General features: G+C 63.2%; 21 protein-coding genes. 13 read left to right on the top strand and 8 right to left on the bottom strand.

Features of this window, described 5'->3' with window-relative positions; all coding sequences use genetic code 11:
- Positions 1–154 precede the first annotated feature (154 nt).
- Positions 155–3,214, bottom strand: coding sequence for a DEAD/DEAH box helicase (locus IIE29_RS14010; RefSeq protein ID WP_343071912.1), 3,060 nt, complete (start codon positions 3,212–3,214; stop codon positions 155–157).
- A 98-nt stretch (positions 3,215–3,312) separates the two neighbouring features.
- On the bottom strand, positions 3,313–4,587 hold the full coding sequence (locus IIE29_RS14015) for an integrase catalytic domain-containing protein (protein ID WP_209325920.1): 1,275 nt from the start codon (positions 4,585–4,587) through the stop codon (positions 3,313–3,315).
- Positions 4,588–4,794: 207 nt separating this feature from the next.
- On the opposite strand from IIE29_RS14015, the gene IIE29_RS14020 reads away from it, so the two are divergent.
- The 4 genes from IIE29_RS14020 (at position 4,795) to IIE29_RS14035 (ending at position 8,429) form a co-directional block, all read left to right on the top strand.
- Positions 4,795–5,163: a hypothetical protein gene (locus IIE29_RS14020; protein WP_209325921.1), complete on the top strand. Its 369-nt coding sequence runs from the start codon at positions 4,795–4,797 to the stop codon at positions 5,161–5,163.
- Between the two features lie 13 nt (positions 5,164–5,176).
- The gene (locus IIE29_RS14025; RefSeq protein WP_209325922.1) at positions 5,177–5,590 is read left to right on the top strand and encodes a VOC family protein; all 414 of its coding nucleotides are present in this window, start codon (positions 5,177–5,179) and stop codon (positions 5,588–5,590) included.
- Between the two features lie 77 nt (positions 5,591–5,667).
- The gene (locus tag IIE29_RS14030) at positions 5,668–6,948 is read left to right on the top strand and encodes an ArgE/DapE family deacylase (protein ID WP_209325923.1); all 1,281 of its coding nucleotides are present in this window, start codon (positions 5,668–5,670) and stop codon (positions 6,946–6,948) included.
- Positions 6,949–7,115: 167 nt separating this feature from the next.
- On the top strand, positions 7,116–8,429 hold the full coding sequence (locus tag IIE29_RS14035; RefSeq protein WP_209325924.1) for an MFS transporter: 1,314 nt from the start codon (positions 7,116–7,118) through the stop codon (positions 8,427–8,429).
- A 50-nt stretch (positions 8,430–8,479) separates the two neighbouring features.
- On the opposite strand, the gene IIE29_RS17060 is transcribed toward IIE29_RS14035, so the two are convergent.
- On the bottom strand, positions 8,480–8,614 hold the full coding sequence (locus IIE29_RS17060; protein ID WP_281389163.1) for a hypothetical protein: 135 nt from the start codon (positions 8,612–8,614) through the stop codon (positions 8,480–8,482).
- A 51-nt stretch (positions 8,615–8,665) separates the two neighbouring features.
- Positions 8,666–9,475 carry a helix-turn-helix transcriptional regulator gene (locus IIE29_RS14040; RefSeq protein WP_209325925.1) on the bottom strand — a complete coding sequence of 270 codons (810 nt, stop codon included), beginning with the start codon at positions 9,473–9,475 and terminating at the stop codon, positions 8,666–8,668.
- Positions 9,476–9,668: 193 nt separating this feature from the next.
- On the opposite strand from IIE29_RS14040, the gene IIE29_RS14045 reads away from it, so the two are divergent.
- The 5 genes from IIE29_RS14045 (at position 9,669) to IIE29_RS14065 (ending at position 14,176) form a co-directional block, all read left to right on the top strand.
- Positions 9,669–11,267, top strand: a complete 1,599-nt coding sequence (locus tag IIE29_RS14045; protein ID WP_209325926.1) for an AMP-binding protein — start codon at positions 9,669–9,671, stop codon at positions 11,265–11,267.
- 48 nt (positions 11,268–11,315) lie between these two features.
- Positions 11,316–11,981 (top strand): homing endonuclease associated repeat-containing protein, encoded by a 666-nt coding sequence (locus IIE29_RS14050; RefSeq protein ID WP_209325927.1) that lies wholly within the window; start codon positions 11,316–11,318, stop codon positions 11,979–11,981.
- A gap of 81 nt (positions 11,982–12,062) precedes the next feature.
- Complete coding sequence (locus IIE29_RS14055) at positions 12,063–12,854, top strand: alpha/beta fold hydrolase (protein WP_209325928.1); 792 nt, start codon at positions 12,063–12,065, stop codon at positions 12,852–12,854.
- A gap of 120 nt (positions 12,855–12,974) precedes the next feature.
- On the top strand, positions 12,975–13,556 hold the full coding sequence (locus IIE29_RS14060; RefSeq protein WP_209325929.1) for a hypothetical protein: 582 nt from the start codon (positions 12,975–12,977) through the stop codon (positions 13,554–13,556).
- Complete coding sequence (locus IIE29_RS14065) at positions 13,556–14,176, top strand: OmpA family protein (RefSeq protein ID WP_209325930.1); 621 nt, start codon at positions 13,556–13,558, stop codon at positions 14,174–14,176. Before IIE29_RS14060 ends, IIE29_RS14065 begins: the two co-directional genes overlap by 1 nt.
- 44 nt (positions 14,177–14,220) lie before the next feature.
- Here the strand turns inward: IIE29_RS14065 and IIE29_RS14070 are convergent, their stop codons facing one another.
- Both IIE29_RS14070 and IIE29_RS14075 read right to left on the bottom strand, forming a co-directional pair.
- The gene (locus IIE29_RS14070; protein WP_209325931.1) at positions 14,221–15,390 is read right to left on the bottom strand and encodes a pyridoxal phosphate-dependent aminotransferase; all 1,170 of its coding nucleotides are present in this window, start codon (positions 15,388–15,390) and stop codon (positions 14,221–14,223) included.
- Positions 15,391–15,621: 231 nt separating this feature from the next.
- Positions 15,622–16,848, bottom strand: coding sequence for a metal-dependent hydrolase family protein (locus tag IIE29_RS14075; protein WP_209325932.1), 1,227 nt, complete (start codon positions 16,846–16,848; stop codon positions 15,622–15,624).
- Between the two features lie 85 nt (positions 16,849–16,933).
- Here IIE29_RS14075 and IIE29_RS14080 point away from each other — a divergent pair, with 85 nt between their 5' ends.
- Positions 16,934–17,776 carry a MurR/RpiR family transcriptional regulator gene (locus IIE29_RS14080; RefSeq protein ID WP_209325933.1) on the top strand — a complete coding sequence of 281 codons (843 nt, stop codon included), beginning with the start codon at positions 16,934–16,936 and terminating at the stop codon, positions 17,774–17,776.
- Between the two features lie 86 nt (positions 17,777–17,862).
- Complete coding sequence (locus tag IIE29_RS14085; RefSeq protein WP_209325934.1) at positions 17,863–19,287, top strand: sodium:solute symporter family protein; 1,425 nt, start codon at positions 17,863–17,865, stop codon at positions 19,285–19,287.
- Positions 19,288–19,386: 99 nt separating this feature from the next.
- Here the strand turns inward: IIE29_RS14085 and IIE29_RS14090 are convergent, their stop codons facing one another.
- Together IIE29_RS14090 and IIE29_RS14095 are read right to left on the bottom strand one after the other, a co-directional pair.
- A complete protein-coding gene (locus tag IIE29_RS14090) occupies positions 19,387–19,923 on the bottom strand; it encodes a VOC family protein (RefSeq protein WP_209325935.1) in 537 nt (178 codons plus the stop codon).
- 33 nt (positions 19,924–19,956) lie between these two features.
- Positions 19,957–20,613, bottom strand: a complete 657-nt coding sequence (locus tag IIE29_RS14095) for a GntR family transcriptional regulator (RefSeq protein WP_209325936.1) — start codon at positions 20,611–20,613, stop codon at positions 19,957–19,959.
- A gap of 186 nt (positions 20,614–20,799) precedes the next feature.
- Here IIE29_RS14095 and IIE29_RS14100 point away from each other — a divergent pair, with 186 nt between their 5' ends.
- Positions 20,800–23,031 carry an alpha-ketoacid dehydrogenase subunit alpha/beta gene (locus tag IIE29_RS14100; protein WP_209325937.1) on the top strand — a complete coding sequence of 744 codons (2,232 nt, stop codon included), beginning with the start codon at positions 20,800–20,802 and terminating at the stop codon, positions 23,029–23,031.
- A gap of 17 nt (positions 23,032–23,048) precedes the next feature.
- Entirely contained in the window at positions 23,049–24,410 is a 1,362-nt protein-coding gene (locus IIE29_RS14105; protein WP_209325938.1) for a dihydrolipoamide acetyltransferase family protein, read from the top strand.

The raw sequence follows: 24,410 nt of genomic DNA on the forward strand, positions 1-24,410 counted from the left end.
TAATTTCCACCGACCCCATACCGGCATCGGTGGACTCACGCCATCAGCTCGTGTTCACAACCTCACGGGGAAGTACAGCTAGGGCGCAGAGCTCGTCCTACATCGGCGAGTCCGCGATGTGCATGGACTCCGACGCTCAAGGTGGAGTCTTGCCCTACCCCTCGAACAGCCCCTTGATGTCCTCGGCGGTCACCGTCTGGCTGAACGCCTGGCCTGAAGGCCCGCGGCCTTCGAAGGTGCCGGCCTCGGACATGAGGGAATCGAAGAGTTCGGCCTTGCGCTTCTGCAGGGCGAGCACCTTCTGCTCGATCGTGCCCTCGGCGACGTAGCGGTAGACCATGACGCTCTTCGTCTGCCCGATCCGGTGAGCGCGGTCGATGGCCTGATTCTCCGAGGCGGGATTCCACCACGGGTCCATGAGGAAGACATAATCCGCCTCGGTGAGGTTGAGCCCGAAGCCGCCGGCCTTGAGACTGATGAGGAACACCGGAGCCTCACCGGAGCGGAATGCATCGACGACCGCACCGCGGTTGCGCGTCGATCCGTCGAGGACGACATGGGGGACCCCACGGGCCTCGAGGCCCTCGGCCACGCGGTCGAGGAACGAGGTGAACTGGCTGAACACGATCGAGCGGTGTCCTTCGGCGATGACGTCGTCGAGGCGCTCCATGAGCGCGGCGAGTTTCGACGACGGCACTTCCGCATGCTCGGCGTCGACGATGCTCGGATCGAGGGCGAGCATGCGCAGCAGGGTGAGCGAACGGAAGACGATGAACCGCTGCTTGTCATATTCGCTGTCGATGAAGCCGAGGATCTTCTTCCGCTCCTTCTGCAGCACCCGATCGTAGAGCTTCCGGTGAGCGGCGTTGAGCTCGACGTTGATCACCTGCTCCTGCTTCTCCGGCAGGTCCGCGGCCACAAGATCCTTCGTCCGACGCATCATGAATGGGCGGATCCGCCGCTGCAGTCTCTGCATCCGGCCCGGATTCTCACCCGATTCGATGGGGCGGACATACTCCTCGTCGAACCGGCGCCGGCTCGGGAACAGACCGGGCGCGGTGATGGAGAACAGTGACCACACATCGCGAAGCGAGTTCTCCAACGGCGTGCCGGTCAGCGCCAGCCGGAACGGAGCGCGGACGGACTTCGCGGCCTGGTGGGTCAGCGCCGATGAGTTCTTGACGAACTGCGCCTCATCGAGGACGAACCCAGCCCAGTCGAGGCGGGAGATCGGATCCTCCTCGAGGCGCAGCATCGCATAGGACATGACGATGACATCCGCGCCGTCGACCACCTCGGCGAGTCGGCTGCCGCGCTTCTTCGTCGACTCCGCGACGACGCGCACGTCGAGGTCGGGGGTAAAGGCGGCGGCTTCCTTCACCCAGTTCGGCACCACCGAGGTGGGCGCGACGACGAGGAACGGCGGCAGCGTCGCATCGTCGGATGCGAGGGATCGGTCGGCCGCCTCGGCGACGGGATGTTGGATTTTCGCGTGTGAGATGAGCGCGAGCGTCTGCAGGGTCTTGCCGAGTCCCATATCGTCGGCGAGGATCCCGCCGAGGCGACACCGGTAGAGCAGCGCCAGCCACCGGAATCCCTGGACCTGGTAGGGCCGGAGCATCGCCCCATTCAGGTGGGGCACCTCGGCGGCGGGCAGATGGTCGAGATCGGCCAGGGCCTGGGCCGACTCCCTCCAGGTCACGGCCGGTTCGGACTCGTCGGCGAGGTCCTCGAAATCCGACCACAGGCCCACATGCATGCGGGAGATCTTTGGGGATTCGGGTTCCCATTCGGGGATGAGGTCCGCCTCGGCGAGGAGGGCCTTGAGCCGGTCGAAGATCGGCTTGTTCAGGGACAGGAACGAATCGTCGGAGAGTTTGATCTTCTTCGTGCCGCGCGCCAGCGCTTTGTAGAGCTTGACGAAGGGGACCGGGCGGCCGTCGATGGTGATCTGGAATCCGAGGTCGAACCAGTCGTTCTTCTCCGACTCGACCGAGGTGATCTTGACGTTCGGTTCTCCGCCGAGCTCTCTGTAGGGCTGCTTCTTCCCGCGGGTGATGACCTTGAGGTGCTCGATCTCCTCGAGCCCGGGCAGGACGTTGACGACGAAGTCGGCGGTGTCGGCGTCGTCGAGTTCGACATCGGTGATGCGGCTCAGAGCTGACCCCGTCTCGTGGGTCTCGGCCAGGAGCTTTTCGACTTCGGCAACCACAGCATCCTCGTGCTCGAGGTCGCGCAGCTGCGCATAATCCGCCGCCGAGGTGGCCGTGAGTTCTGCCCGATCGATGACCGGGTAGGTCCGCGTCGGTCCCGAATACTCCCAGTACCAGCGCAGACTGAGCTTGTCGCCGGCGCCGAAGGTGAGGAAGGTGACGAGTCGGGGCTGCCGGTAGGCCGGGAAGGTGACGGTGTCATCGCTGCTGACGACCTCGGCGCTGGTGCGCAGCTGCGGATAGTACTCCTCGAAGAACTCCTCGGTCTCGGAGACGGGGATCGTGATCGGGCCGGGCGACCTGAACACGGGCAGAGCCGACTCCTTCGTCGGGGATTCGGCCGGAGCGAGAGTGACTCTGAAACCCGAGGTGACGTCGATGCCGAAGAAACCGTGTGTCCAAATCGGCTTGATCAGCCCCGGGGCGAACTCGCGTTCGTCGATCGTCGCCCGGGGCTGGACGCGCAGCTGACCTTGGACTCGGCGGATGTCGATCGCTGCTGTGGCCGTCCGGCCGATGGATATGGTCATGCCCGCGTTGATGCCGACAAATTCGATGCCGATCCTCGCGCCCTGCTCGAGGTGCTCCCACAGCAGGGGAGTGTGGAAGTCGCCGAGGTGGAACGGCGCCCCATCGGGCGTGAAGTCGGTCTTGCCGCGAGTGCGCAGACCCGCGAGCTGGGAGAACCATTCCTGGTGGCGGGGGTCGATGTCGTACTGGCGGGCCATCCGATCGATGGTGCGCCAGGTCAGTGACTTCTTCACCCAGTTGCCCGACTCGCTGAGCATGAGCGGTCGGATAGCCAGGGACGGATTCGCTCCCGGGGTGACGGTGTCGCGGTCGAGCAGCACCGAATGCTGCGCCTCGAACCAGGTGCGGGGGATGACCTCGACGAGCTCGAAGCCCAACGCCACGGGCGTATGCATGCGCGGGGCTGCCTCGGCGAGGGGCGCGAAGGCCTCACGCCAATCGGCGGTCACGGCAGGTCGGGTTTCGGACACCCTGCCATCCTCTCACTCGAGGCTGACATAGCGTAATGCCTCATGTCAATATGCCCGCGAAAAGTAGTCGATGCCTCACATGGTTTTGCCCGCGAAACTCATCCGGTCTTGACCCTGACGCCCTTGCGTACCTCCGGCAGGGCTGACGGGAACGATGCCAGGTATAACTGCTCGGTCTTCTCGCGTGAGAGAACCAGCAGCCGGTCCTGGACCCGGGCGATCTCGGCAGCGATCTTCGCCGGGTTGAGACTGTCTCGATACGCCGTCATCTCCTGCACCTGTTTCGGCGACAGGACACCGGCGTCAAGGAGCCTGTCGAAGGGTGTACGCGGGGCGTCGTAGACCCGTTTGCGTCGCCCGTTCCTTGTCGAGGAGTAGCCGGTGGGTTTGATCGTGGGCATCAGGTAGTTCACCCGATCATTGACCAGGCGCCAGAGTCGGTTGAGGGCGCGTCTTTCCAAGTCGGTGTCATAGCGGTAGTAGAACCCGTAGCGGCGGACGACGTGGTTGTTCTTCGACTCGACCGTGGCCTGATCATTCTTCTTATACGGCCTGGATCGGGTGAAGTAGATGCCCCGCGACCCGGCCCATTCGATGACGTACTGGTTGAGGAATTCCGACCCGTTATCGAAGTCGAGGCCAGTGATCTGGAACGGAATCTCACGCGCTGCGGTCTTCAGCCCAGTCAGGATGTTCGTGTGGGCGTTGTTGCGCACGGTGCGGGTGTAGGTCCATCCGGTGTGGAAGTCGGTGAGGTTGAGAGTGCGGGCGAATTCTCCGGACTCGACGGGTCCGCAGTGGGCAACGGTATCGCCTTCGAAGAACCCGGGTTCGGCTTCAACTTCGTCGCCGGCCCGCCGGATCGTGATCGCTGAGCGCAGCAACGTGCCGGGCTTCGTCGTCGAGTGCCCACCGATGGCGTCTTTGGCCCGCACTGGTCCCAGGTAGCGGTCGATCGTGGCCGGGCTCATCATCAGCAGTTCCTTGCGCACACCCTTGGTGTAGCGTCCCTGGCCGGGAACCAGTTCGTGATGGGCTTCGAGGAGGTCGAGAAGGATCTGCATCGTCGCGTGGAGGTATTTGCCGCATTGGCCGCCGGAGATCGCCCATACGCGTTGCAGGGTCCTGGTCGCGTCGTAGGAGTATTTCCTGGCCCGAGGTTTCCGTGGCTGTGTGGCGACTGTCCGGCCGGGTCCGGGCGGGTGGTTCGCTGCTTGGGTCAGGCGGCGTCGGGCGTTGTCGCGGGTCCACCCGGTCACGGCCACGACTTCGTCGAGCACGGCTCCTTTGGTTTTCTTCGTCGCTTTCTTGTACGCCTTGGCGTATTTCGTGGTGATCTCGGCTCGTGTCGCCATCGACAGTTCACTCCCCATAGTGTTCGAGGGTCCACCATTTCGCGGGCAAAAGTATATGAGGCAGCGAGGGTGGCTCGCGGGCTGTTTATCTGAGTCTGGTCGCATAGTTGCCGATGATCCATACGTCTGCCTACCGTGGAAGCGGAAGATCGACAAGGATGCCTGATGCCGTGAAGCAAGAGCGAGGGGCTAGCCACGGCGGTGCCCCGCGCTAAGCTGGGGCATATGGATGAGAACAAAGGCGTTCACACAGAATTTTTCGACACCTACAGTCGGGCTCTGATCGACCGAGATGCAACGGCGATCGCCGACCACTATGCGGTTCCGGCCCTCATCGAATTCCCCGGACAGCGGATCCTCGTCACCGATGCGAGCCAGACGGAGAGCTTCTTCGCAGGAGCCTTCGACCAGTACGAAGGAGTCACCGAGGCAGACGCCGCCGTCTCGGATGTCGCGTCGACCGGGCACAGCATCTGGGCCGATGTCACCTGGGCATACCACGGCGGAGCTCCCGACGAGCGGAACATGTACCAACTCGTGCAGACCGATGACGGTTGGAAGATCGCTGTCCTCACACCACTGACGCTCGACTGAACGGGCGGCTGAGATGTCTGAATATCCCGAGTTGCTGCACACTGTGATCGATACAACGGTGCCGAGGCAGTCAGCCGAGTTCTATCGTCAGTTGCTCGGCTACGTCTATCGTCCCGGTGACGAGCCGGGTGCGGATGCTGACGCCGAGGGCCCCAACTGGTTGGTGCTTACCGACCCCCACGGGCGCAGAAAGTTGGCGTTCCAGCAGGTCGACCGACTCGAGCCGACCACCTGGCGGAAACCAGACGTTCCCATGCAGCTGCATCTCGACTTCACCGTGACGGACACGGGTGAACTCGCCCGACAGCGTCGCCGAGCCGAGGAGCTGGGAGCCGAACTGATATTGGACCGCACTGATGATGAGGACGAACCGCTTTACGTCTTCACGGATCTGGATGGCCACCCGTTCTGCATCTTCGTGGCATGACGTAGTGGCTGGCTCAGCTGAAGGGCCCGCTCCGCATCTCCGCCGACCATAAGCCCGCAAATCTGGAAGAGTAGATCATGAAACAAGAAATCGCCCAGGCCATCACCGTCGCCGTCGACAACGCGTTCGATCGTCAACTCGAATTCACCAGCGATCTGATCCGCTGCCCTTCTGTCCGCGGCAGCGAGGCCGGAATCCAAGATCGCATGGAACAGGAGTTCGCTGACAGAGGGCTGGAGATCGACCGCTGGCGCATCGACGAAGAGGACATCGAGAACCATGCGGGTTTCGGACCGATGACGGTGCCCTATGACGAGGACTTCAATGTCGTGGGCACGCATCGACCGGCCGCCATACAGGGCCGGTCGCTCATCCTGCAAGGCCACGTGGACGTGGTGCCGACCGGACCGCTGGAGAATTGGACCACTCCGCCGTTCGAGCCTCGAATCGAGGACGGCTGGCTCTACGGTCGTGGCGCCGGCGACATGAAAGCCGGTCTCGCGGCCAACCTCTTCGCCTTCGACGCGATCACCTCGGCCGGCTTCTCTCCTGCAGCCCCCATTCATCTTCAGTCCGTGGTGGAGGAGGAGAGCACCGGAAACGGCGCACTTTCGGCGCTTCTGCGCGGATACACCGGCGACGCTGTTCTCATTCCCGAGCCGGAAGAGAATGCACTGGTGCGAACCAACGTCGGAGTCATCTGGTTCACCGTGCGCGTCGAAGGAAAACCGAGTCATGTTCGAGAGATGAGCCAGGGCTTCAACGCCTTCGACGCCGCCAACGACGTCATCGCCGACCTGCGCACGCTCGAGGCGGATTGGAATGCACAGAAGGACCGGTTCCCAGGCTTCGAGGACGTCGACCATCCGATCAACTTCAACGTCGGACAGATCTCGGGTGGGGACTGGCCATCCAGCGTCCCATCGTGGTGCGAGATCTCCGTACGTGCCGCCATCTATCCGGGGATCGACCCGGAACAGGCATGGGAAGAGATCCAGGAGCACCTGCGGCATGCGAGCATCGCCCGGCGCGGCCAGGACAGTCGCTTGCCACGCTTGGAACGAACCGGCTTCTTCGCCGCAGGCTATCGACTCGAAGAAGGCGGCGAAGCCGAGAGCGTGCTCGCCTCGGCCCACCAGGACGTTTTCGGCCAGCCCCTGCAGACCTTCACCACACCGGGTTACCTCGACGGCCGGGTCTACACGAACTTCGGAGCGATGCCTACTCTGACCTACGGGCCGCGGTCCCTCGATATCCACGCGTTCGACGAACGGGTCCACATCGAGTCCGTCCGCAGCGTCACGAAGACCATAGCGCTCTTCATCGCCCAGTGGTGCGGACTGGATCCGCTGAGATAGAACCGCCGCTGGGCCAGCAGGCCGTTCGACCCTGTCATCCTACTCGCGTCGCGCGTACAATCATGGCTTACCTGACTGCATCAGGGAGAGCCCCGGGCACATGGAGTGTTCCATGAACCTGTCGCGTTCGCCCGGATGATCGACCGAAACAATGAGGATGACGTCGAATGACCGCAGACGAAGCAGACAGCTCTCAGCCCAGGTATATCGACTCGGCACAGCTGCGTCGAGTCTCGGCAGGATCCCTCATCGGCACCGCCATCGAGTGGTACGACTATTTCATTTACGGCCTGATCGCCGCCCTGGCCTTCAATGAACTCTTCTTCCCGACTTTCGACCCCGCCGTGGGCACCATCGTGGCGTTCCTGTCCTTCGCCATCGGCTTTGTGGCCCGGCCCGTCGGCTCCATCGTCTTCGGCCACCTCGGCGACAAGATCGGGCGCCGAAACACTCTCATCGCCACGGTCGTCGTCATGGGCATCAGCTCAGGCGCGATCGGGCTGCTGCCGACCTACAGCACGATCGGAGTTCTGGCGCCGATCCTCCTCGTCGTGCTGCGCATCATCGAGGGGATGTCTGTCGGTGGTGAGTGGGGCGGCGCCGTCCTCATGGTCGTCGAGCATGCTCCACCCGAGAAGCGCGCTTTCTACGGCGCGATGCCGCAGTACGGGTCGCCGATCGGCAATCTGGGTTCGAGCGGAGTCGTCGCTCTGGTGACGCTGCTTCCCCATGACCAATTCATCGCATGGGGTTGGCGCGTTCCGTTCCTCCTGTCCTTCCTCTTCATGGGCATTGCGCTCTACATCCGCTTCAAGGTCGACGAAACACCGGAATTCAGGAAGATCGTTCAGCAGGACCGAACGGTCAAGGTGCCCCTGTTCCACGTGCTTCGAACCAATTGGCGCCGTGTGCTCATCGGCGTGTGCGCCAGCCTCGTCGGCAGCGCGCCCTTCTATCTGCTGACGACTTTCATCGTCAACTTCGGCACCGAGACACTCCACTTGGCAGCCGGCATCCTGCTGACGGGCACGATGCTCGGCGCCGTCCTCGAAGGTATTGCGATCTTCTTCGGCGGTCAGCTCGGGGATCGGTTCACTCCGTGGAAGGCCGTAGGAACGACTGCGCTGATCTCTGTACTCCTTGCCTTCCCGCTGATGGCTCTGGTCGGCACCGCCTCTCCGCCGCTTGTGATCATCGGCATCGGTGTCGGCATCGGACTGCTTGGTCTTCCATACGGTGCGCTGGGCTCGATGATGGCCGATATGTTCCCCGATCGTTCTCGCTACACAGCTGTCGCCGTGTCCTACAACGTTTCGGGAGCCATCGGCGGCTTCGCGCCTTCGGTCGCCTTGGCTTCGGTGGCCGTGTTCGGCGGAACGATCTGGGCCACCGCGGTTCTGCTGGCGCTGAGCATGCTCATCACCGCATTCGGCGGCATCCTCGCGGGGCGCGCCGCCCATAACGACGCACTGACATCATGAAGGCTCTTCAGAGCAGCGCCTGACCGGGGCCCCACACCTGATCGATGCGGTCAGCCGAGCTGGTCGGCGAGGTCCTCGAAATCCTCTGCGATGACATTCCAGGCGCCGGAGGGATCGAGGTCACTCGTCTGATCAGGGCCGTGCTCGGTCGGGCGACTGACGAACACGCTGGCGTACCGCTCCATTGACGGCTGGCATTCGAGCTCTCAACGGTCGACGGACTGGCTCATTGAGGTTCAGGGGAGCAGCCCCTGGGCCTGCGCCTCGGCCACCGCTGCCGTGCGTGAGCGTGCATTGAGCTTGGCCATGATCGCTTTCATGTAGGCCTTGACGGTGAGCAGAGTGAGTCCCAGTCGGCCAGCGATCTCCCGATTCGTCAGCCCCGTGGCCACGAGCGTGAGCACATCGGTTTCCCGCACCGTCAGCGTGACGTGTCCGGAAGCGGGCTCGACCGTGGTCCCGCTGAGGTTCTCGGCGATGGAACGCAGTGTGTTCCTCAGCATCCGGTCGTCGACGGCGGAGCTGAGTTCGCAGAGTTCGGCATGGGCGCGGCGAGTTCGAGCACGCAGGGCCCTGGCGGCAGTGAGATCTTTGTCGACGCCGAGATGGACAGAAGTGAGCAGATCGTGTTCGAGCGCGCGGGCCTCGTCCATGAGCGTGGAGAGGATGCGGTCGGCGATGCGATTGTCATTGCGGTAGGCGACATAGAGGACCAGTAAGGTCTCTCGGCCGATGACCACCGGCGCCGATGCGATCGCACGCAGCTGCTCCGCCTGGATCACCTTGTCGTACTGGTGGGAGATGGTATCGGACTCGACATAGTCGTTCAGGACCAGCGGCCGGCGTTGGGCCACGGTCCGTCCGCCGAGTCCGACGTCATAGGCCAGCTCGATGCCCGGCAGAGCGCCAGCGGTCTGCCCGGAGAAGTGACGGAGCGCCAGACCGTGGGAACGGGTGGTCTCCCCTCCGAAGGACAGGGACACGCCGGTCCGGTAGCGGATGGCGTCGAGGGAGCGCTGAATCCGGTCGTTGCGGATCAGGGCCACACCTGCACCTCCGCTTTCTGCTGCATACCGTGAATAGATCGCGCACTGTCCTCTTTGGAGGGTAGCCGCGCTCACAGCCATTCTCTACGATGACTTCGAATAGGCGAAAGCCGTGTCTGATAAGGAAGAATGCATCGGCGATCTGAGTGCGCTGTAATTCGACCGCGAGCAAGAATCAATGAGGAGTTTGCAGATGGAGGACAACCAGGCCGTCGGCTCGACCGACGACATCCCGCGGGGCGCGCCCGCTCCGTGGCAGTCTCATCCGAGCATCGTCGCCGAGGTCGAGGCGCTCAAACAGAAATATACCGCCACCGATCTCTCGGTCGCCGAGGTGCTCTGTGATGTCCACCCGGCGGAGGACACCGCGTTCATCTGCGTCGATGACCGATTCGAACCCTATCGCCTGAGCTATGGCGAACTGTCAGAGCGATCACGCAGACTTGCCACCTACCTCAGCAACCTCGGTGTCGGATGCGGATCACGTGTCGGCGTCCTCATGGAGAAGACCCAGCAGCTGCCGATCGTCCAGGTGGCACTATGGCGTCTTGGCGCGATCGAGGTCCCACTCTTCACCGCGTTCGCGGGACCCGCAATCGCCACCCGCGTCAACGATGCCGAGGCCGCCCTCATCGTCGCCGACGCAGGCCAGCAGCACAAACTCAAAGGCATCGACATCCCTGTACTCGGGACAGGACCCGACCTCGACCAGGAGATCGACGTCCACGAGCCGATCGGCACCGCAGAGAAGATCGGCGGTGACGGTCTCTTCCTGCAGCTCTATACCTCGGGGACCACAGGTACTCCGAAGGCAGTGGGAGTGCCGGGCCGAGCGATCGGCGCTTTCATCGCCTATATGCGCTACGGTCTGGATGTCGCTGATGACGACGTGTTCTGGAACGCTGCGGACCCCGGTTGGGCTTACGGCCTCTACTACGGAGTCGTAGGCCCCATGGCGATCGGACAGGCCAATATCCTCTTCGCCGGACGATTCACCCCAGAGATGACGGGACGGCTGTTCGAAGAACTCAAAGTGACGAATCTGGCAGCCGCACCGACGATCTATAGGGCGCTCAAGAAAGACGGAGTGAGGGCAGAGAATCCTCTGCGGGTAGCATCCTCTGCGGGAGAGCCGTTGACCTCAGACGTCGTCGAATGGGCTCCCGAGGCTCTTGGCGTAACGGTCCGTGATCATTGGGGCCAGACCGAACAGGGAATGGCGATCTGCAACCCCTGGGACGAACGCCTCCTCGCCCAGGTGGCCCCGAATTCGATGGGCCAGGCGCTGCCGGGCTTCGTCGCCGGCACGGTCGGACCCTCAATCGCCCTGTCGGTCCTCGACAGCCCGCTGATGTGGTTCAGCGGTTATGTCGGTGATCCCGATCGGACAATGGAGCGCTTCACCGAAGACGGAGCCTGGTACTTCACCGGCGACGTCGGACGCTCGGAGGACGCGAACTTCTTCTTCGCTTCCCGCGACGACGACGTGATCCTCGCCGCCGGCTATCGCATCGCCCCCTTCGACATCGAGAGCATCCTCGTCACCGACGATGTCGTTGTCGAGGCCGCCGTCGTCGGACGTCCCGATGAGATCCGCGGAGAGGTCGTCGTAGCTTTCGTTGTCACTAACCAGGACGTGTCGGAGGACGAACTCCAGAAGCGACTGCAGCAAGCGGTGCGTGACGCTTACGGCGCGCACGCCTACCCGCGTCGTGTCCATATAGTCGGTGAGCTGCCGAAGACTCCCAGCGGCAAGGTCCAGCGCTTCGTCTTGCGCGAAGCCGCGATATGAACTGGGGCAGGTGTTGATCGCTACGACGTCGGACCCCGACCCCGTAGGATGGGAGGCGTGAATGCTGTCTCCGCGGATCGATCCCACACCTCGTCGCTGGCCGTGCTCGGAGCGCTGCTGTTCGTCACCGCGCGCAGCCTCGACTCCTCGGACACGCCGGGGACACCGGCGAGCGCCGACCCTGCCAAGCTCAGCCCCATAGACCGGGAGACCCTCGCCGAGGTGGAGACGGCCCTGACCTCCCAACTCGAGGACTCCGAGTCGACCGTGACCTCCACCCTCGCCGAGGTGGCCGCCGCCATCGCGTTCGTCCGCGGCCGTGCCGAGGTGCCGAGTCTGACTGCGAGCAGATACGACGCGCTGCGCAAGACGGTGCTCGGCAGCCTCGGGGCGACATCGGCCCAGGGGGCGACCATCTGGCCGCCGACCAGCCAGACCGCCGTGCAGCGCTTCGGGTCCTGGAACGAGGCCCTCAAGGCTGCAGGTCTGGCGACGAACAAGGTGGGGCGGGCCAAGGGGCAGCTGCGCTTCGACGAGGCGGCCTACGACAGGGCGATCGCCGAGTTCCTCGCCGACTGTGAATCGCAGGGAGTCGGAGCGACCTACAAGGCCTATACGGAGTACGCTGCCGAGCACAAGGGCGAGGTGCCCTCGGCGGCAGCGGTACGCAAGTTCTACGGCTCCTGGAACGCGGCGCTCGCCGCCGTCGGGTGAGAGCAGGGGAGTCGAACAGAAGATTTCCACCGTGCTGGCTCAATCAAGAGAACTGCTCCCGGTTCAGAGAGGAACGCGATTATGAGCACAGTAGTTTCCCAAGACGGTACGACCATCGCCTACGAGCTGCACGGAGACGGTCCGCCCGTCATCCTCGTCGACGGGGCGATGTGCTACCGCGAAGCAGGCCCGATGCGCGCGATCGCCGACCAGCTGCAAGCCACCCACACCGTGTGCCTGTACGACAGACGCGGCCGCGGAGAGAGCGGCGACACCCTTCCCTATGCGCCCGCTCGGGAAGTCGAGGACATCGAAGCTCTCGCAGAGGCGCTGGGTGGTCGGGCGGCTCTGCTCGGAATGTCGTCGGGAGGTGCTCTGGCGGTTCACGCCGCGGCGAAGCTCGGCGCAGCCGTGACCCACCTGCTCGTCTACGAGCCTCCTTTTTCGGCAGAACCCGCCGACTCCGGCACGGTGGAGCAGGCGGAGAAGGTGTCTGCTTTCCTCGAGGCCGACGATCGCAGCGGTGCGGTCGCGGCTTTCATGAACCAGATCGGTATGCCTCTGGCGATGATCGAGGGGATGAAGGAGTCGCCGGAGTGGGAGAGCTTCACCGCCATTGCTCCGACTCTTGCCTACGACAACGAAATCATGGCCGACGGTGCGATTCCGGCGTCTGCCTCCGAAGTCACCGCGCCCACTCTGGCGCTCGCGGGAGGAGTCTCCCGCGACTCCCTGCGATGGGGCGCCGAAGAGCTTGCACGGACGGTGAGCGACGGACGGTTCGAGACGCTCGAGGGCCAGGCGCATGACGTCGATCCCGGGGTCCTCGCCGGTCGGCTCGTGGAGTTCCTCGAGCCTCATCACGATCAGTGACCGGAACGGAGGCTCAGCTCCCTTTGTCGGTGACTACATCCGTGCTAGCGTAAATGCTCGAGAATGACGGAGTCGTCGGCATCGGCGGCTGCGCGGATACCGACGAAGGAAAGCGTCAGCATGGTGATTTCGCCCAAGCTCGGTCGGGGCCTCGCGGGAGCGGCCCTCTGCCTTCTGGTCGTGACAGGCTGCTCATCGCCGCAGGATTCCGACTCGAAGAGCGGCGACTCGTCGGCCGAGGAGGCCGGCAGCAAGGACGGAGCGAAGCCGGGCGTCGAGAAGGTCGATCCCGATGACGTCATCGCCAAGCAGGACGTCAAAGTGCCTGGATCGGATGAGGACGAAGTCACCGTCGCGATCCACTCCCTCGTGGTCGATGGGAAGACCCAGACGCTGACGATGGTCGTCACGCCGCACTTCAGATCTGTCGGTGATGACGAGTCGATCAGCATCTATGATTCCTGGGGCGAGAACAAATTCAACCCGCAGCTCATCGACACCGACAACCTCAAGGTCTATTCGCCGATTTCAGACACTTACGAAGAGTGGACCTCGGATCCTGTATTCACGAAGACGACGAACAATCAGCCGGTGACCGCGTGGGCGGTCTTCAAAGCTCCGGAGAACGACATCGATTCCGTCGACATCCGGCTGCAGGAATCGTGGCCAAAGTTCACCGACATCCCGATCACGGAGTCGTGATGAGGCGCGGAACGCACAGGCGATGGGCCTGCGCTCTGGGCCTGGTAGGGGTCGGTGTGATGATCGGCTCCGGGGCCGGAGTCATGGCCGGACCGAGCGTCAGTGCTGCCGCCGAATCGGAAGCGACGACTCCGGCGGACCTCCCGGTGCCCACGGAGAAGCAGCTGAACAACTCGGTCCAACGGTGGGAGCCGGGTGGCGTCATGGAGTGGAACACTTCCGACTCCGTCACCCCGCTGGCGACGAACAAGAAGGAGGGGAGCGACGCCGTCATCACTTTGGCCAGCGACATCCTCTTCGACTTCAACAGCGCCGATATCTCCGACAGAGCCGCAGAAGCGATTGCGAATACCGTGGAGAACGTTCCCGAAGGCACGAAGGTGACCGTATCCGGCTACACGGATTCGGTCGGCGACAACTCGGCGAACAAGAAGCTGTCGAAGAAGCGGGCGCAGGCTGTGGCCGACGTCATCGCAGACTCACGTTCAGACCTGGAACTGAGCGTCGAAGGCCATGGCGAAGCCGACCCGGTCGCAAAGAACTCCACGAAGGACGGCAAGGACAATCCGCAGGGTCGGGCGAAGAACCGGCGCGTCGAAGTCAGCTACGCCGACGACTGAATGCGCGGCGGCACCTGACGTGCGCTCGATGCGCAGACACGAGTTCACCGTCCCGCGGCGAATGCTTCCAGCCGGTCGCAGGCGGTGTTGATCGTCTCTGGGGAGACGGCGAACGTCAGGCGCAGGTAGCCCTCGCCGGCCCGGCCGAACGCCGAGCCGGGAATCGTGGCGAGATTGTGCTCCTCCAGCAGACGGGTCGCCAAGTCCCAGGAGTTCAGTCCCCATTCCCTGACGTTGACGAATGCGTAGAAGGTCGCCTCGGGGCGGATGAGGCTCAAGCCCTCGACGGCGTTGATGCGCTCGACCATGAGCTCACGGCGTTCCGCATAGGAGGCCACCATCGTGTCGACGACGCTCTGCGGTCCGTCGAGGGCGGCGACCGCCGCCTCCTGGACGAAGCCCGGCAGGCTCGAGGTCAGGCCCTCTTGCAGCAGGGCCATCGGTGCGATGTAGTCCTGCGAGCCGATGACGAAGCCGCATCGCCACCCGGTCATGGCGTAGGTCTTCGAGAAGCTGCCGACGGCGAGGAAGCGGTCGAAATCGGCCCGCACCTCGGCGACGGAGGTGAACTCGGCATCGTCGAAGACCATCTCGTCATAGACCTCATCGGAGATGACGGTGAACTCGTGCTCATCGGCGAGCTCGGCGATCTGCTCGATCTCGGTCCGGTCCATCACCGAGCCCAGCGGATTCGAGGGGCTGTTGATGATCACGGCCGCGGTCCTGTCCGTGACTGCGGCGAGCACATCCTCGGCGCGCAGTTTGAACTCGTTCTCCTCCCGCACGGGAACGGACACGGCCACCCCGCCGAGGCGGTGCACCTGACCCAGATAGTTCGGGAAGCTGGGGTCGGGGACGATGACCTCCTGACCGGGGGAGACAGTGACGTCGAGGGCGAACGTCAGCGCTTCCATGGCACCGAAGGAGACCATCACGTTCTCCGGCCCGAGACCGCGCCCCCACCGACCGGAGTACTTCCGGGCCAGTGCCTGCCGCAGCTCGGGGATGCCGGCATTGGCGACGTAGCGTGTGTTGTCGTTCTCGATGGCGCGGATGCCCGCGGCCTTGATGTGCTCGGGTGTGTTGAAATCCGGCTCTCCGACCGTGAGCTTCACGGCGTCGGGAAAGTCGAGTGCGAGGTTGAACATCTTGCGGATGCTCGAGGCCGGGTAGGTCTCGGCCATAGGTGAGATGCGGGAGGGGGTGCTGGTCATGCAGAGCGTCCGTTCTGATGCGTCTGGGGTTCGAGAATTGGTAATAGAATCTGCACCAGAATCTCGTACGAGAAGCTTGTGTCGGTTGGTGATTGGACTCATATAGGTCGCCAGCTGAGAGCCGAACCGGGCGAGAGAGGTCGTCGACAACGCTGTTGAGAATACCACCGGTCCCCGAGAAAACTGAGGAACCTTAAGGCAGAACCATACCTCGAAAGAACTCAGTCAGTTTCACTGAACCAGTCGGCCTCCCTTCAATACAGCATGGATGGCGCTATGTGGATCCCCAAGCACGGAGACGTCGTCGAGCGGGTTCGAGTCGAGGATGAGCAGGTCGGCGAAAGCTCCCGGTGCCACGACTCCCAGCTTCCCTTCCTGTCCGAGAAGCTCAGCAGCAGTGGTTGTTGCGGAACGCAGAACCTGTTGTGAGGTCTGCACTTGCGCACGGATTGCGAACTCCTGGCTCTGATGAGGTTGCATACCTCCAAGGAGATCTGACCCGTAGACGATCTTCACCCCGTGGTCGTTTGCGAGTTTGAGTGCGTCGAGCCCCGCGTAGAGCACGTCGTCCACTTTCGCCTGGCTGGCTTCTGGCAGACCGAACTTGGCACCGTCCTGTTTGAGCCGCTCGTAGGTCACAAGTGTTGGGACGAGGAAAGCGTTGTGGGCGAGCAGTAGCTGGATGCTGCGGTCATTGATGAGGTTGCCGTGTTCGATGGAGCGGACGCCGAGCTCGAGACCGCGATTAACGGCCCGGGCGGTGTAGGCGTGCCCGAGCACGTACCGGTTAGCCGCCGCGGCCTCCTCGACTGCCGCCCGAATCTCGTCGTCGGAGAATTGGGTTGAGTCGACTCGATCAGTCGGGGAAGCCACTCCGCCTGAAAGCATGATCTTGACGTGGTCAGCCCCAGTGCGCAGATTCTCTCTTGCGGCCTTACGTACGGCGTCAGCACCATCGCAGACGATGCCGATGTTCGGGCAACACAGGTGTTTGTCCATCACCTGTGTGCCCGGTCCGCGCATATCGGCGTGGCCACCTGTCTGAGACAGTGCTTTGCCCCCGAAGAAGAGGCGCGGCGCCGGGAAGAGATTCTCCCGTGCAGCCGCCGCCAGACCGAAGTCGGCTCCTCCTGCATCGCGAACGGTCGTGAATCCGCGGCTGAGCATGTCGCCCATCAGACGCGCCGCCTGAGCGCCGAGGTAGTACGGAGACTGGTCGCCGAGGTCTCCGAGGCTTGCCGTTGCTGCCAGGACATGGACATGAGCATCAATGAGGCCTGGGGAGACGATCCTGCCACCGGCGTCGAAACTGTTTTCCCCGTCTGCGACCGCGCCCCCACCCAGCTCGGTGATTCGATCACCATCAATCATCACCGTCGTCGGTTCGGAGACCGATCCCGTCTCCACGTCGAGGATCCGGGCGTTAGTGATCGTGTTGATGCTCAGATCGAGGTTCATTTCGCGTCTCCTTCATTGGAACCGAATAGGATGATGGGCCTAGATTAGATGTGATGCAATGTTCTTTGCAAAGGAAGTCCGGACTGTGAGCAGCTTCTCCGAGTGGATAGCCAGCCTGCGATCGAACGCCCGCCTCACGCGGGCGACAGATGCAGTTCTCGGCGTCATTGCTTCTGGCCCCGAGGAGGCCGCCTATTGCTCGGCCCAGGCGTTGGCGAATCTTGCGGACGTCAATGTCGCCACGGTTGTGCGAGCAGCCCAGTCGCTTGGCTACTCAGGCTGGCCCGCCTTTTCCGCTGACATTCGTTCCCGTTATCTCGCCTCGCTGAGTTCACGCAGCCTCTACCTCCACAATCGAGGAGCAGGGATGCTGGAGACGTCGATCGACAAGGACATCGAGCTCCTCGAGCGAATGCGCATAGAGCTCGACGAGAACGTGCTCAACACGATGGCCGAGCACATCATCTCTGCGGAGAGCACCGGCGTCTTTGCAACGGGTTCCTATGCTGCGCCCGGAATGCAGCTTGCGCACGTCGCCCAGATGTTGGGCTACCGCGTGCACTTGCACTCGGGTTCGGTGACCTCGATGGTCAATGAGGTCAACCTGCTGACGCCCAGTGACTGCTTCTTTGCGATCACCTTGTGGAAATCATCCCGGGCCCTCGTCCGGCTCGCCGAGGCGGCCCACGAGAAAGGGGCCAAAGTTCTTGTCATTTCCGATCGCAGAAACAGCCTGACCGAGATCGCTGACGAGTTCGCGCTCGTGCCAGCTGAATCCTCGGAGCTGATCTCTTCCCTCGTCTGTGCCACCAGCGCTATCCAGTATCTGTTGGGTTGCTTGGCCCGCCATGATGAGGAGCAGACCCAAAGAATGCTCGGGAAGATCGATGAACTTTGGGGAGTCACGGCGGCTATCACCGAGGAATGAGATTTCTGCAAAAAATATTGCATTCATAAGTATTCATCGTTGAGAATCGACTCAGCGCACTGTGCTCCACGACACAAGGGATACCCATGAACCTCACATTCGTTTTCGTCCTCATCGCTTATGTGGCGATCATGCTCGCCATTGCCGCTTGGTTCGGGCGCGCCTCTGCCATGAAGGACGGCGAGGATTTCGTGCTGGCTGGTAAATCGTTGCCGACGTGGGTTCTGGCTGGAACGCTGCTGGCGACGTTCGTCGGCTCCGGCTCGATCATCGGTGGGGCGAACTTCATCTTCAGCAATGGCCCATTGGCGGGGATGCTCTTCTTCGGGGGTACTTTCTGCGGCATCATTGTTCTCTATCTCATTGCACCTAAGGTGCGGCAGAACGGCTTCCGGACTGTTCCTGAGCTGTTCGAGTCGAAGTTCGGACGTCCTGTCCGTGTCGCTGGCACGATCATCGTCCTCGTTGCCTTCGTTGGCATTACGGCATATCAGTTCACCGGGGCGGGCTACATCCTCACTCTCATCACGCCGCTGAGCACGACGCAGGCGACCATCGTGGCGACCGTGCTCATCACCTTCCTGTCACTGTCGGGAGGGCTGAAGTCCGTCGCTTGGACAGATTTTCTGTCGGCGGTACTCATCGTCGTCTCTCTTATCGGCACTCTCATCTGGGTTTTTGTCAGCGACCTCGGTGGGTTCGGTTCCTACGTCGAGCAATTGGACCCGGCGTTCAAAACGTTCACCGGTGTTCTCACTCCCTGGCAGATCCTCGGATACTTCCTCCCGCTGTTCCTCCTCATCCTCGGTGACCAGAACATGCATCAGCGACTGGCTGCGGCCCGCTCTCCAAAGGTCGCGCGGAATGCGACGATCCTCTTCTTCGTGGGAGCCGGGCTGATCGTCGCCCCGATCATTCTGCTGGCCTCGAGCTCGTCGATTCTCATGCCCGACGTCAACCCAGACATGGCCGTGCTCGCGCTCGCGGAAGGCGACTTCACCCCGGCCGGCATCGGTGCAGTGCTCCTCGTGGCGGCTCTGGCGCTCATCATCACCACGGGTTCTTCGTACCTTCTCACCTGTTCCGGCAATGTCGTTTATGACCTTGTGTTTCTGAAGAACAAGGAGCGTGGGGACTCGAAGCAGGGCGTGCTGGTCGGACGGCTCTCCGTTCTCGGCATTGCTGTCCTGGGGTTCGTCATGGTCCAGTTCTTTGAGTCCGTGCTCGCGTTGCAGATGTATGCGTACACGATGTACGGCGCTGCCATCACGCCTACCGTCCTCGCCGCTCTGTTCTGGAAGCGCGTAACGGCTCCCGGAGCGTTGGCGTCAATGGTCGCCGGCGGGGTGGTGACGATCTTCTGGGAAGCCACCGGGCGCGCCGAGGCGATCAATTCCGTCATCCCGGCGCTGCCGGCGGCCGTCGTTGTTCTGGTTGTCGTCAGTCTCGCGACCCAGCGCCGTTCCGGACGCATGTCGCAGGTTCCGAGGACGCCCGTTTCCGAGAACTGAGACGATGCGGAAAGTCCTAGCCGGTTCTCTTCGGCTTAGAGCAGTCGCAGAGTCGGGAGGAGCCTCGGGCCTAAAGCAGCCCGATGCCGATGCTGCGGCTCACTTCTCGGGCGCGCGAGGATCCCAGAGCAGAGTAGAAGCCTCCGCCTCATACGCCTTGCCCTCGGGGAAGCTGACGAGTTCGAACTGCATGCCCCAGGGCGAGAGGAAGTAGACCCAGCGTTGGCCCCTGCTGGAGCCGCTGCTGGCCGTCGGCTCGCCGAGGACCCGGATGCCCTTGCTCCGCAGCCAATCGACAGCCTCGTCGAGATCGGAGACGTAGAAGGCGAGATGATGGCCTCCGATGTCCGAGTTGCGAGGCTGGGTCCGGTTCTGATCAGGAGAGTCGTAGGAGAAGACCTCGAAATTCGCTCCCGTGTGGCAGCGGTAGAAGCGGATCTCCTGCATCACGGCGTCGGGATGCACATTGAGCCGATCGACCATGAGCCCGGGATCGGCAGGGAACGGACCGAGCGAATAGACGTGTGTGCAACCGAGGATGTCGGTGAAGAAGGTGTGCGCCTGCTCCATGTCCGGGACGGTGAAACCGATATGATCGGTGCCGACGAGACCGGGGAGACCCGCTTCTGTGCTCATTGAGTTGTCCTTTCGGTGGTCATTTCGTCGTACTCACGCAGTCGCGAATACTTCGGGATGATGCTCGAGCGCCAAGCGCGTGCGTCGAATGTGGACGGCCATGAGCTCCTCGGCCGAGCGCACATCGCGGTCGCAGATGGCTTTGACGAGCAGATCGTGCTCCATGTGGGTCTCCCTCAGCCCGGAATCCCAGACCAGTTCCATAAACGCCCGACGGTAGTGCTGTGTCGAGTTCCAGAGCCTGTCGACCATCGAACGCAGATTATCGACCGAAGGCCCCTCGAAAGTCGCGAGATGGAACTTCCGATCGAGGTCGAGGAACTCCTCGACAGAGTTCGCCGCGTTCGCCTCGGCAGCCAGTTCGCTCAGCCGTGTCAGAGAGTCCGGCGAATGCAGGGGCACAGCCAGTCCGAGGAGCAGAGGCTCAAGCCGTTCCCTGATGAGATAGCTCTCCTGCAGCTCCGCCAGATTCATCGAAGCGACCCAGGCTCCAGACGAGGCGATGATCGTCACGAGACCGGCCGACTCGAGGATACGCAGAGACTCTCGGATGGGGATGCGGCTCACTCCGAACTCTTCTGCGATCTCTTCTTGGAAGATCCGCGTGCCGGGACCGAGGGTGCCGCTGAGAATCCGTTCGCGGAGCGCGTCCGCGATGCGCACGCTCGATGCCGAAGACGATGTGGCCATTGCTGGTTCCTCTGTGGGTCGTAGGAGTTTCAGTCGATCAGTTAAGACTATCGAGTTCCCTTCGCTTCACTGAGTGTATACATATAGGGCGAAAATCGGGCGCAAGACTGCAATAATACGTTTGAATGTATACGCAGACTGGGTTAACGTGGTCCGCAACACAGTCCTCGCACCTCTGGAGCATCGATGCCCGTCAACCAAGAAATGTCTGCGCCGAACCCGGTCGAAGTCGTATCCACCACGACTGCTGACTGGGACGCCGCCGCCCCGGAGCTTCTCGAATCGATGCTCGTCCACTCACACACGATCCGGATCTTCGAAGAGATCGTCCTCGGACTCGCGGGCAGCGGATTGGTCCACGGCCCGGCGCATTCGAGCATCGGACAGGAGGGTGCGGCAGTCGGCTCCGTCCTCGCCCTGCGAGCAGCGGACGGGGTCAATGGCACCCACCGCGGCCATCACCAGTTCCTCGCGAAGGGACTCTCATACCTGCGGCCGGAAGGACTGAAGGCCGTCGACGGGATCAAGGCCGATGAACTCACGGAGTTCGTCCACCGCACCCTCGCCGAGATCCTCGGGCTCAGCGCCGGTTTCAGCGGAGGCCGCGGCGGATCCATGCACCTGCAGTGGACCGAAGCCGGTGCCCTCGGCACGAACGCGATCGTCGGGGGAGGCGTCCCTCTGGCCGCCGGCAATGCTTGGGCTCAGCGCCACGACGCGCTCAGTCAGGCCTCGGCGACCGACAGCGAGGCGAGCCCCGATATGGGAGTGACGGTCACATACTTCGGCGACGGCGCCTCGAACATCGGATCCACGCTGGAGACCTTCAACCTCGCCGCCGCCTGGAAGCTGCCTCTGTGCTTCTTCCTCGAGAACAATCTCTACGCGGTCTCGACCTCTGTCGACGACGTCACCGGCGAGGGCAATCTCGCACTGCGCGGCCCGGGATTCGGCATCCGGTCCTGGCAGGTCGACGGTATGGACCCGCTGGCCGTCTACCTCGCTCAGCAGGCCGCCGTCGAGCACATGCGCGCCGGTCATGGACCGACTCTCATCGAAGCGCGCACCTACCGCTTCTTCCACCAGAACGGCCCGTTCCCCGGTTCCGCATTCGGCTACCGCTCCAAAGCCGAGGAGAAGGAATGGCGGGAGAAGGACCCTGTTGACAAGGTCGCCGGCGAAATGATCCGCCGCGGTCTCCTCACGGACAAGGACAACGAGGATCTTGCGGAGCGCATTCGCGAGGTCATCAACCGGATCGTCGGCGACCTCACCGAAACCGACCCGGAATCGACGAAGGGCGCCCAGCGGATCCGCCAGGCCGAATGGCCCGACACCGCCGAGGCGGACGCTCACATCCGCTCATCGGCTGCACTCGGCGAGCTGCCTCCGGGAACCCACGGACCCGCATCCGAAGAGACGATCGAGCGGCGCTTCGTCGACGCGATCGCCGACACCCTCGAGCACAGGATGAGCACGGATCAGTCCGTCGTCGTCATGGGCGAGGACGTCCACCGGCTCAAGGGCGGTACGAACGGAGCGACGCGCGGGCTCGCGGAGGCCTATCCGGATCGGGTGCTCGGAACACCCATCAGTGAGAACGCGTTCACCGGCCTGGCCGGCGGGCTGTCGATGACCGGTCGCTACAGTCCCGTCGTCGAATTCATGTACTCCGACTTCATGTGGGTCGCCGCCGATCAGGTGTTCAATCAGATCGGCAAGGCTCGTCACATGTTCGGCGGCCAGTCCTCGATGCCGGTGGTGCTGCGGTCGAAGGTCGCAATGGGAGCCGGATACGGTTCCCAGCATTCGATGGATCCGGCAGGAGTCTTCGCCACGAACCCGGGGTGGAGGATCATCGCTCCCTCGAACGCCGAAGACTACATCGGGCTGATGAATACCGCGCTCGACCTCGATGATCCGGTGCTCGTCCTCGAACATGTCGATCTCTACGCGCGCAAGGACCGGATCCCGTCCGGCACTCCCGACTACCGGCTGCCGTTGGGCAAGGCCGCTGTCCGTCGGGCGGGCACCGATGTCACAGTCCTCAGCTACCTGAACATGGTCTCCCTTGCCCTCGACGAGGCGGAGGCGCGCACGGATCTCGACGCCGAGGTCATCGACCTGCGCTGGCTCGACCGAGCCAGCCTCGACTGGCAGACGATCGGCGACTCCATCCGGCGGACGAACAGCGTCCTCATCGTCGAGCAGGGACCGGTCGGCACCTCCTACGGATCCTGGCTGGCCGACGAGATCCAGCGCAGGTTCTTCGACTACCTCGACCAGCCGGTCCAACGCGTGACCGGGCGTGAGGCGAGCCCGTCCATCTCGAAGATCCTCGAATCCGCAGCAAACGCCGGTCCCGCCGAAGTCACCCGCGGCTTCGACCTCATCGCCGACGGCCTGGGCCGCAACTGAGAGCAAGGAACAACACCATGGCACAGCTTGTCACCCTCCCCGCCATCGTCGCGGATGCCACTGACGCCGTCATCGAATCCTGGTTGGTCGAAACGGGCGCGGACATCAGCCACGGTCAGGCTCTGGCCGATATCGAGACTGAGAAGGCCACAGTCGAGCTCGAGGCCGAATCCTCCGGCACGCTCGCCCGGATCCTCGTCGCAGCCGGCACCACCGTCGAGGTGGGAGCCCCGATCGCGGTGCTCGCCGAGCCGGGCGACGGCGAAGCCGAGATCGATGATCTTCTCGCGGGCGTGAACGCAGAGACCACCAGTTCGACGTCAGGCGGCGACTCATCAGCAGAGGTCGAGAAGGATCAGCCAGCAGACGAGGGTCTCGAACGCTCGAACGCTTCGAGGGCCGGCACCGCAGACGCCGCTGCCGACGCTCCTATCGACACCGCCGAGGTCGCTGCCTCCGATATGACCCGGGTGTTCGCCTCGCCGCTGGCCCGTCGTCGTGCCCGCGAACTCGGCATCGACGTCACCGGACTGAACGGCAGCGGTCCGGGAGGCCGAATCATCCGCTCTGACGTCGAGACCGCGGCCGAGACCGCGGCCGAGACCGCGGCCGAGACCGCTGACAGCGGCTCGGCAAGCGCCCCGAGGTCCGCACAGCCGTCGACCGTTCCCGCGGGAGACGCCGCAGGCACCGGCTATACCGATGTGCCGCTGACCGGCATGCGACGGGCGATCGCTCGCCGTCTCACAGAGTCCAAGTCCACCGTTCCCCACTTCTACCTCACCGGCGACATCCGCATGGATGCCCTGCTCGACTTCCGGAAGCAGATCAACGTCTCCCTGGAAAGGCAGGGGATCAAGGCGACGATCAACGACCTCGTCCTCAAAGCTCTCGGTCATGCCCTGCGCGAAGTGCCCGAGGCGAATGCGATCTGGAACGAGAACTCCATCCGGACGTTCGACTCCGTGGACATCTCCATGGCGATCGCCACCGAGGGCGGCCTGCTGACCCCAGTCGTCCGTGATGTCACCAACCTGTCGATGGCCGCCCTGTGCCGCACGACCCAGGACCTCAAGGTCCGTGCCGGTGAGAAGGCCATACGACAGCAGGAGCTCGAAGGCGGTTCCTTCAGCCTCTCCAATCTCGGGATGTTCGGCACGCGTGAGTTCTCCGCGATCCTCAACCCGCCGCAGGCAGGCATCCTCGCCGTGGGAGCCACCGAGCAGAGAGCCGTCGTCAGCGACGGCGAACTCGCCGTCGCTTCGATGATGACCGTGACCTTCTCCGCTGATCACCGGGTCATCGACGGCGCCGTTGCGGGCAGACTCCTGACCTCACTTCGGGATGCCCTCGAAGACCCGATGAGCCTGGTGCTCTGA

It is taken from the genome of Brevibacterium renqingii, assembly GCF_017808095.1.
In the GTDB taxonomy this organism is placed as follows: domain Bacteria; phylum Actinomycetota; class Actinomycetes; order Actinomycetales; family Brevibacteriaceae; genus Brevibacterium; species Brevibacterium renqingii.